This window comes from Escherichia sp. Lx600-2, from assembly GCF_036662595.1.
Taxonomy (GTDB): Bacteria; Pseudomonadota; Gammaproteobacteria; order Enterobacterales; family Enterobacteriaceae; genus Escherichia; species Escherichia coli.
In genome coordinates this window covers 147,367-153,520 of the sequence record NZ_JAYQWM010000002.1, presented here as the reverse complement: position 1 = coordinate 153,520, position 6,154 = coordinate 147,367, and the positions used below count along the sequence as shown (strand labels likewise).

General features: G+C 52.4%; 4 protein-coding genes. All 4 read right to left on the bottom strand.

From position 1 onward, the window contains the following. Window positions 1-281: 281 nt before the first annotated feature. Complete coding sequence (gene glcA / locus OQV04_RS01415) at window positions 282-1,964, bottom strand: glycolate permease GlcA (RefSeq protein WP_000259302.1); 1,683 nt, start codon at window positions 1,962-1,964, stop codon at window positions 282-284. A gap of 354 nt (window positions 1,965-2,318) precedes the next feature. Then, the gene (glcB, locus tag OQV04_RS01410; RefSeq protein ID WP_032281584.1) at window positions 2,319-4,490 is read right to left on the bottom strand and encodes a malate synthase G; all 2,172 of its coding nucleotides are present in this window, start codon (window positions 4,488-4,490) and stop codon (window positions 2,319-2,321) included. 21 nt (window positions 4,491-4,511) lie between these two features. Continuing rightward, window positions 4,512-4,916: a GlcG family protein gene (locus OQV04_RS01405; protein ID WP_000853256.1), complete on the bottom strand. Its 405-nt coding sequence runs from the start codon at window positions 4,914-4,916 to the stop codon at window positions 4,512-4,514. 4 nt (window positions 4,917-4,920) lie between these two features. Further along, a complete protein-coding gene (glcF, locus tag OQV04_RS01400) occupies window positions 4,921-6,144 on the bottom strand; it encodes a glycolate oxidase subunit GlcF (protein WP_032281585.1) in 1,224 nt (407 codons plus the stop codon). Window positions 6,145-6,154: the final 10 nt, after the last annotated feature.

Here is a 6,154-nt window from a genome sequence, read left to right as displayed (position 1 = left end):
GATCTGCTCATTGCTCTCGTGAAAAGTACAAACAAGAGAAAAAACGCCATTCGTCATGAAAAGAACAGACGTAGCAATGTAATAACATACTAAAATTGATCTCATGAAAGTGGGTGCTTTATAACCAGCACAGAAGCTCAGACGTATAAATATTAAACAATTTGCATTGTAAAACGGAGACTATGTATTAAGAAGCCAATCGTAAAAACGGTTCCCTGGCGAGATAAACGACAAACAAATGGAAAGCCGGATGATATTTACCTTCATCCGGCATTATTGACTTACGAAACTAACATCCCGGTAAACACATACGCCTGCAACAGCGTGATAATGCCGATAACGCTGGCAAAAATCAGACTGTGCTTCACGGTGTAGCGGAACAGTTCAGATTCTCGGCCCACCATGCCCGTCGCGGCGCAGGCCACGGCGATAGATTGCGGGGAGATCATCTTGCCAGTTACGCCGCCGCTGGTATTTGCTGCCACCAGCAGAGTGTCAGAGACGTTGATTTGCTGCGCCGTGGTCGATTGCAGTGAACCAAACAGGGCGTTAGAGGAGGTGTCCGAGCCGGTAAGGAATACGCCCAGCCAGCCGAGAAACGGTGAGAAGAACGGGAACATCACGCCTGTACCTGCCAGTACCAGCGCCAGCGTGGTGGACATGCCGGAATAGTTGGTGACGAAAGCGAACGCCAGCACCATGCCAATCGACAATATCGGCCACTTCAGACTAATTAGCGTTTCGGCAAAGACGCCAATCCCTTTCTTGATGCCCACGCCGAGGATGAAGATAGAGATAATCGCCGCAATAAAAATAGCGGTGCCGCCAGCCGAGAGGGGGTCGAATTTAAACACCGCATCCATCGGCGTTGGTTGGGCGACAATGGGTGCCGCTTTCAACACTTGTTGATGCAAATGAGGGATCTGGAAATTAATCACCAGTGAATAAAACGCGCCGCCCGGAGCAAATAACGCTTTAAACGGCTTCATGGTCCAGATGGTGACCAGCACCGTTAAGATTAAAAACGGTGACCACGCTCGAATGATTTGCCCCAGACTATATTCTGAAGGCACGGGACCGCCAGAAGATGGCTTATTTACCACCATCGCACCTGCGGATTGTCCCATGCTGATTGCCGTTTCGGTATTTTTCGGCCGCCAGACTTTAAGGAATAAAGCGAGTGAGACGATACTCACCAGCGCCGAAGTAATATCCGGCAGTTCCGGACCAATATAATTAGAGGTAAAGAACTGAGTGACAGCGAAGCTTCCCCCAGCAACCAGCGCCGCTGGCCACGTCTCTTTCACCCCTTTCCAGCCGTCCATCATTGCTACCAGCCAGAACGGCACAAGAACCGACAGGAACGGTAACTGACGTCCCGCCATTGCGCCAATGTGGAACGGATCGATTCCCGTTACCTGACCGGCGACCAGAATCGGCACGCCCAACGCACCAAACGCCACCGGCGCAGTATTGGCAATCAGACACAGCCCTGCCGCGTATAAAGGTTTGAAGCCCAGGCCCACCAGCAGAGCACCAGTAATCGCCACCGGAGCACCAAAGCCAGCCGCCCCTTCCAGCAGCGCGCCAAAGGAGAAACCAATCAGTAACACCTGCAAACGCTGATCGTCAGTGATGGAGATGACCGAGCTGCGGATAATATCAAACTGACCGCTGGCAACGGTTAATTTATAGAGGAATACCGCTGCAACAATAATCCAGGCAATAGGCCATAAACCATAAATAAAGCCATAGCCCGCAGCAGCAAATGCCATATCAATCGGCATTTTAAAGGCGAATATCGCAATCAGGATAGATAATATAAGGGTTATCGCTCCAGCGACATGTCCTTTCAGACGTAATACCGCGAGTGCAACGAAGAAGAATATTATCGGGATCAGGGCGACCAGAGCGGATAGCCCCAGTCCTCCCATCGGCATATACATTTGGGTCCAGGTAACCATATTGTTCAGTCTCTTATTATCTTTATATGCTTGATATACTTAAGGTTGTAATAAGCAAAAGAGGACTGAACTGTAAAATATAGGCGTTATACTTTACAGCAACAGTACGCCGCTAACGCAATTGCTACCTCTGGCATAACAAGTATATCGGGTAAGGGTTTCTGTTCCGCACACGCAGGCGCAGAGTATCGTTAAGATGTCCATATTGTTGTTTTAATCCCGCTAGTAATGCGCTACGGGTATTTAATATTGTTAAACCCTGATAATCGCTCCGGTTATTTCCGGGATAAATGTACTACCGCAGTTACTATCATAGCCCCGACAATAAAACTTGCCGGGGCTTTTTTGACGCTATTAATGACTTTCTTTTTCGCGTAAACGCCAGGCGTGTAATAACGGTTCGGTATAACCGTTTGGCTGTTTCACGCCGAGGAAGATCAAATCGCTGGCAGCTTTAAAAGCACACGAGTTAGCGAAATTCCCCGCCATCGGACGATAAGCCGGATCGCCAGCGTTTTGCTGATCAACCACTTTCGCCATATTCTCCAGCGACGCCTGCACCTGTTCTTTGGTCAGAATACCGTGACGTAACCAGTTGGCGATATGCTGGCTGGAGATGCGCAGCGTTGCGCGGTCTTCCATCAGCGCCACATTGTGAATATCCGGCACTTTTGAACAACCAATCCCCTGCTCCACCCAGCGCACCACGTACCCCAGAATCCCCTGCACGTTGTTATCCAGCTCTTGTTGGATCTCTTGCGCCGACCAGTTAGCGTTTTCAGCAACCGGAATAGTCAGCAGATCGTCCAGCAGCGGTTCAAATTCAGCATTGAACTCGGTCTGGGCAATGTTGGCTTGCACGCTCTGTACGTTGGTTTGGTGGTAGTGCAGCGCATGGAGCGTAGCAGCGGTTGGTGACGGAACCCAGGCTGTGTTTGCCCCGGCACGCAGCTGATCGCCCTTCTGGCTGTACATGTCTGCCATCAGGTCCGGCATTGCCCACATGCCTTTACCAATTTGCGCTTTACCGCGCAGCCCACAGAACAGACCGGAAAGCACGTTATTACGCTCGTAGGCTTTGATCCAAGGCGTCGATTTCATCTGATTTTTACGCAGCATCGGGCCAGCTTCCATCACCGAATGCATTTCATCGCCGGTACGGTCGAGGAAACCGGTATTGATGAACGCCACGCGGTTGCGCGCCTGAGCGATACAGCTACGCAAGTTCAGCGAGGTCCGACGTTCTTCATCCATAATGCCCATTTTCAGGGTATTCGGTGCCATACCGAGCATTGTCTCAATGCGGGTAAACAGTTTGTTGGCGAACGCCACTTCCTGCGGACCGTGCATTTTCGGTTTCACAATATAGACGCTGCCAGTGCGCGAGTTTTTCTGCACTTTTAAATCATAGAGGGCAATCGCGCCAGTCATGACGCCATCAAGAATGCCTTCCGGGATTTCATTGCCTTCACTGTCCCAAATCACAGGAATGGTCATCAAATGACCCACGTTGCGGATAAACAGCAACGAGCGTCCGTGCAGAGAAATTTCAGAGCCATCGGCGGCGGTGTACTGACGATCGTCATTCAGTTTACGTACGATTTGCCGACCGTTTTTCTCCATTTTCTCTTGCAGAGTCCCCTGCATCAGGCCCAGCAGATTGCGGTACAGCAGGATTTTATCTTCCGCATCAACCGCCGCGACCGAATCTTCGCAGTCGAGAATGGTACTGATAGCAGCTTCGACGATAACATCGTTGATGTGCGCCGGATCGTCTTTGCCAATCCGCCCGTTGGCATCAATTTGCAGTTCAATATGCAGGCCGTTATTTTTCAGCAAAATGCAGGACGGCGCAGCGGCATTGCCACGGTAACCGACAAACTGCGCCGGGGTACGTAACGTGGTTTCTTTACCATTTTTCAACTGGATGCGTAATTGTTTATCAACTACCTTAAACGCCACCACATCCTGATAGCTGCCGTTTTCCAGCGGTAGTGATTCATCGAGGAAACGCCGAACCCAGGCGATAACCTGCTCACCGCGCTGCGGATCGTAGCCGCTGACCATCGCCCCTTCCTGCGGGATGATGTCGCTGCCGTATAACGCATCGTACAGTGAGCCCCAGCGAGCGTTCGCCGCGTTCAGCGCGTAGCGGGCGTTCATTGCCGGAACCACCAGCTGTGGCCCCGCCTGGCTGGTGATTTCGCTGTCAATGCCCGTGGTTTCCACCGTCACGCGCTCCGGTTGCGGCACCAGGTAGCCCAGTTCACGCAGGAAAGATTTATAGGCCGCTTTATCTTTTACCGGCCCCGGATTGCTGCGATGCCACTCATCAAGCGCCGCCTGAATGCGATCGCGTTCTGCCAGCAACTGACGATTTTCTGGTGCCAGATCGTGAACGATCTCATCAAAATTGCGCCAGAACGCCGCAGCGTCTAGCCCTGTTCCCGGTAAAACTTCTTCATCCACAAAACGTTTAAAATTGGCGTCAATGCGTAAACGGCCCTGGGTTATGGTTTGACTCATTGTTTCTCTCCTCATTTTCGCTTATTTCGCCAACACCGCTGCTGCCGCTTTCGCGACCTGCGCATCCTGTGCTCCGGTTAAACCAGAAACGCCCACGGCACCAATAATTTGCCCATCAACAACAACCGGTACGCCGCCTTCCAGCGACGTTAATAACGGCGCAGTCACGAACGCGGTACGTCCGTTGTTCACCATCTCTTCATAGCCCTTAGTTTCACGACGCCCCAACGCGGCGGTACGCGCTTTCTCCTGGGAGATGTAAGCCGCAATCGGCGCGCAATCGTCCATGCGACTTAACGCCAGCAGATGACCGCCGTCATCGGCAACAGCAATGGAAACAGACCAGTTATTTTTCTGCGCCTCTTCCTGACCTGCGGCAATAATTGCACTCGCCATTTGCTGGCTAAGAATGACTTTAGTTTTCATTTTTTTATTCCTTTTCAAGGGCTTGTTCTACAATTTCAATCCAGTGACGCACAGAGGTACGACCGGCGCTCGCCAGATGCGTCTGGCAACCAATGTTGGCGGTGACGATCATTTCCGGTTTGCCGCTTTCCAGCGCATTCATTTTGTTATCCCGCAGCTGGCGTGCCAGATCGGGATGCGTTAACGCATATGTTCCCGCTGAACCGCAGCACAGATGGCTGTCAGGAACGTCCGTTAAGGTAAATCCAAGACGAAGCAACACTTTTTCCACTTCGCCGTTCAGCTTTTGCGCATGTTGTAGGGTACACGGGCAGTGGAAGGCCAGTTTTTTATCGCCGCGAATTGCCAGTTTTTCCAGCGGTTCCTCGCGCAGAAGCTCGACTAAATCGACCGCTAGTTCACTGACCTGACGCGCTTTATCGGCATATAACGCATCGTTTTTCAGCATCTGCCCATACTCTTTGACAAACGCGCCGCAGCCGCTGGCGGTTTGCAAAATTGCCTCGGCACCTGCTTCAATCGCGGGCCACCAGGCATCAATATTATTGCGCGCCCGTGCCAGCCCTTTCTCCTGCGCATTAAGATGATAGTCCACCGCGCCACAACAGCCTGCTTCGTTAGCTGGCATGACGCTGATCCCCAGACGATCCAGCACTCGCGCAGTTGCCGCGTTGGTGTTGGGCGAAAGCGTAGGCTGGGCGCAGCCTTCCAGCATTAAAACCCGACGCTTATGGCGCAGCGGCGGACGCGGTTTAGCTTTCACCGTTTCAGCAGGCAGTTTTGCTCTGACCTGTTCCGGTAAAAACGGTCGCAGCACCAGCCCTACCTGCGTCAGCGCACGGAAGACCGCCGGACGCGGCACTACCTGGCGCAATCCTTCGCGCAGTATTCGCTCCGGCAGTGGGCGTTTCACTTTCTGCTCGACAATATCACGCCCGATATCCAGCAAATTGTGATAGCGCACACCAGAAGGACAGGTGGTTTCACAATTGCGGCAAGTGAGGCAGCGATCGAGATGCTCCTGTGTTTTAAGCGTGACTTCGTTGCCTTCCAGCACCTGTTTAATCAGATAGATGCGCCCGCGCGGCCCGTCCAGTTCATCGCCCAGAAGCTGATAGGTTGGGCAGGTTGCGGTACAAAATCCGCAGTGAACACAGGCGCGCAGGATGCTGTCGGCTTCCTGCGCCCGCGCGTTCTGCCGCATCTCTTCGGTTAAACGGGTTTGCATAGCCTGCTCC

Bases quoted from the DNA above. Each gene is read 5' to 3' on its own strand.
- glcA (WP_000259302.1), bottom strand. From the start codon at position 1,964: ATGGTTACCTGGACCCAAATGTATATGCCGATGGGAGGACTGGGGCTA.
- glcB (WP_032281584.1), bottom strand. From the start codon at position 4,490: ATGAGTCAAACCATAACCCAGGGCCGTTTACGCATTGACGCCAATTTT.
- OQV04_RS01405 (WP_000853256.1), bottom strand. From the start codon at position 4,916: ATGAAAACTAAAGTCATTCTTAGCCAGCAAATGGCGAGTGCAATTATT.
- glcF (WP_032281585.1), bottom strand. From the start codon at position 6,144: ATGCAAACCCGTTTAACCGAAGAGATGCGGCAGAACGCGCGGGCGCAG.